General features: G+C 68.1%; 3 protein-coding genes. All 3 read left to right on the forward strand.

Annotation, left to right across the window (positions count from 1 at the left end; translation table 11 throughout):
- A partial coding sequence (locus DBR20_RS11515) for a DUF1631 domain-containing protein (protein WP_258223307.1) occupies positions 1 to 1505 on the forward strand: 1505 nt, incomplete at its 5' end.
- Entirely contained in the window at positions 1502 to 1876 is a 375-nt protein-coding gene (locus DBR20_RS11520) for a PilZ domain-containing protein (RefSeq protein ID WP_100460247.1), read from the forward strand. The genes DBR20_RS11515 and DBR20_RS11520, both read left to right, overlap by 4 nt.
- 75 nt (positions 1877 to 1951) lie before the next feature.
- Positions 1952 to 3283: a Xaa-Pro dipeptidase gene (gene pepQ, locus DBR20_RS11525; protein ID WP_108266260.1), complete on the forward strand. Its 1332-nt coding sequence runs from the start codon at positions 1952 to 1954 to the stop codon at positions 3281 to 3283.
- Positions 3284 to 3409: the final 126 nt, after the last annotated feature.

Raw genomic sequence — 3409 nt, forward strand, 5'->3', positions numbered from 1 at the left:
GCCCATCACCGCGCGCGCCCACGCCGATGACCGGCTGGGGTGGCTCGGCACCGGCCGGCTCTTGGTCGACATTGATGCAGGACGCTCTCGCCGATGCGACAGCGCCCGGCTCGTCGGTCGGACGGACTGTGCCGGCCAGCAGCGTGCTGCACGAGATGCTGCAACGGGCGCGGCAAGCTCCACAGCCAGCGGCTGAAACGGCCGCCCTGCCGAGCGCGGCAGTTGATGCCGTACTGGCGCGCCTGCAGGGCCAGGCCAGCGCCGCCAACGCCATGACCGATCTGCAGGCCGCGGTGGTCGCCCAGCTGCGCAGCGAACATGGCGCCCAGGCCAGCCTCGGCAGCCACGACAGCGACAACCTCGATCTGCTTCGCCTGCTGCTGCAGCAGGTTCAGCAGCAGCAACGGCCGGACCCGGTGCCGGCCGCCCTGCTCGCGCGCCTGCAGGTGCCACTGGCGCGTGCAGCGATGGCTGACCCGGGGTTCTTCGTACGCGACGAACACCCTGCACGCGAACTGCTCAACCATGTCGCTGAAGCCGGCGCCAGCTGGCTCGGCGATGACGATGTCGACCCGCAGCTGCTGCAACGGCTGGCTATGAGCGTACAGGGCCTGCTGGGCCAGGATGCACGCACGCCCGAGGCCTTTGCCGCCGCCAACGAAGAGATACAGCAGCACCAGCGTGCCGCCGCGCACCGCGCCGAACTGGCCGAACGCCGTCACGTGGAAGCCGCACGCGGCAAGGAACGGCTGGAACTTGCGCGACGCCAGGCCAATGCGCAGATCGACCAGTGCTGCGACACGCAGGAACCGCCACGCTTCGTGCAGACACTGCTGCGCCAGGCCTGGGCGGACGCATTGACCTTGACCCGCCTGCGCCACGGCGAAGATTCGCCGCAATGGCAGCAGCGCCTGCAGCAGACCGAACGCATCGCGGCGATCACTGCCGAGGCCGCCAGCGGCGACGGCGCCACGGATGCTCCGTTGGCCGCCGAGGTTGAATCGGCCCTGCTGCAGGTCGGCTACCACGCAGAAGAGGCGGCCGCCGTCGCGCGTCGCCTGTCCACGCCAGGTGGCGAAGACGAAAGCACCTCGCGCACCGAACTCAGTGCACGCCTGAAGGCGCATGCACGACTGGGCGAGCACGCAGGCGCACAGGCCCTGGCAAACGACGCCGCACCTCGCAGCGAAGCCGAGGAGGCCTGCTACCAGCAGCTGTGCGCGCTGCCCTTCGGCAGCTGGTTCGATATTGACGATGGCGAAGGCACACTGCGCCGCCAGCGTCTGTCCTGGTACAGCCTGTTGACCGGCCACGTGCTGTTCGTCAACGCGCGGGGGCAGAAGATCAGCGAAACCACGCTGGACGCCCTCGCCCGGCAGATGGATGCCGGACGCGCGCAACTGGTCACCGAAGACAAGGGCCGGCTGGTCGATCGCGCCTGGCAGGCGAGCCTGGGCGCACTGCGCACGCTCGCCGGACATCGCCCGCAGGAGCCCAATGCATGAGTACCCAGCCCCCCGTGGATACCCGTCGCGCACCGCGTCGGCAGGTCTCCGATCTGATACCGGTGACCGACCAGATGCGCGACAGCGTGGTCGGCCGACTTGGCAATGTGTCCGAGACCGGCATGCTGATGCTGGCCAGCGCCACGCTGCGTGACGATGCGCTCTATCAGTTGCGCTTCCCGTTGCCGTTGGCCGATGGCCGCAGCGAGCTGATCGACGTCGGCGTACACCTGCTGTGGAGTGAACCGGCGCATGCGCCCGGCCAGAGCTGGGCAGGCTTCCGCTTCCTGACCCTGTCACGCGAGCATCGGCAGCAACTGCGCCAGTGGATCGGCGAAGACAACGACGAGGCACCGGTTTCGACGGGCTGAGTGCCGGTTCCGGCACAGCGGATTGCGTCGGTATCCGGCAGAATCTAAGGCCGTTTTCCGTGTCGAGCCACCGCAATGATCCAGCAAGACCCCGGCGCCCTGTATCCCGACCACCTGGCCGTGCTGTGCCGACGCGCCGAGCAGGCGCTGGCACGCGGCGGCTTCGACCACCTGGTGGTGCCCAGCGGCACCCTGCACTACCAGGTCTTCGACGACCGTGATTACCCGTATGCGGTCAACCCGCAGTTCAAGGCCTGGCTGCCGCTGACCCGGGTGCCCAACAGCTGGATCGTGTTCACCCCGGGCAAGCGTCCGGCGGTGATCTTCCACCAGCCGTTCGACTACTGGCATGTGGTGCCGGATGCCCCGAGCGGCTGGTGGGTCGAGCACTTCGACATCCACATCATCCGCACGCCCGACGAAGCGCTGGCACTGCTGCCGTCCGACCCGGCGCGCTGCGCGATCCTGGGCGAGCCGCAGAGTGCGCTGGGCGCCTACGTGCCCAACAACCCGGCGCCGGTGGTGAACTACCTGGAATGGCATCGCGGCAGCAAGACGCCGTATGAAATCGCACTGATGCGCCAGGCGCAGGTGCTGGGCGTGCGCGGCCACCGCGCGGCCGAAGCGGCGTTCCGCAACGGCGCCGACGAGTTCAGCATCCACATGGCGTACTGTCAGGCCGTGGGTCAGGACGCCACTGAACTGCCGTACGGCAACATCGTGGCCCTGAACGAACATGCGGCAGTGCTGCATTACACCGAACTGGGCCGCAAGGCACCGCAGCCCTTGCGCAGCTTCCTGATCGACGCCGGCGCCAGCGCGTACGGTTATGCCAGCGACATCACCCGCACCTACGCCGCCGCCGGCCATGACGAGTTCGCGGCAATGATCGAAGCCGTCGATGCCGCGCAGCAGACGATGTGCGCAGCGGTGCGCCCGGGCTTCGACTACAAGCAGCTGCATGTTGATGCGCATCTGTCGCTGATGGGCGTGCTGAAGGACTTCGGCGTGATCAAGGTGTCGCCGCAGACCGCGCTGGAAACCGGCGTCAGCGCCGCATTCTTCCCGCATGGCATCGGCCACCTGATCGGCCTGCAGGTGCACGACGTCGCCGGCTTCGCTGCCAGTGACGAAGGCGGCCGCATCGAGCGCCCGGCCGGCCACCCGTACCTGCGCCTGACCCGCGTACTGGAACCAGGCATGGTGGTGACGATCGAGCCTGGCCTGTACTTCATCGACATGCTGTTGAACGAAGTGAAGGACGCCGGTCATGGCGATGCGATCGACTGGGAGCGTGTGGACTTCTTCCGCCCGTACGGCGGCATCCGCATCGAAGACGAAGTGCTGTGCACTGATGGCGAGGCGGACAATCTGACGCGGCCGGTGTTTGCGGCGGCGAACGGCTGAGCCCCTCGTGGTTGGTCGCCCAGATCAAAAGCCGCGCTTGGCGGGACGGGTTGGATTCGCGGGGGACGCCGTGAATCCATCCCTGGAGGCTTGGCCGCCGCATCCATGCGGCGGACACCCCCGCGA

It is taken from the genome of Stenotrophomonas sp. HMWF023 (assembly GCF_003060985.1).
GTDB classification, from domain to species: Bacteria; Pseudomonadota; Gammaproteobacteria; order Xanthomonadales; family Xanthomonadaceae; genus Stenotrophomonas; species Stenotrophomonas lactitubi.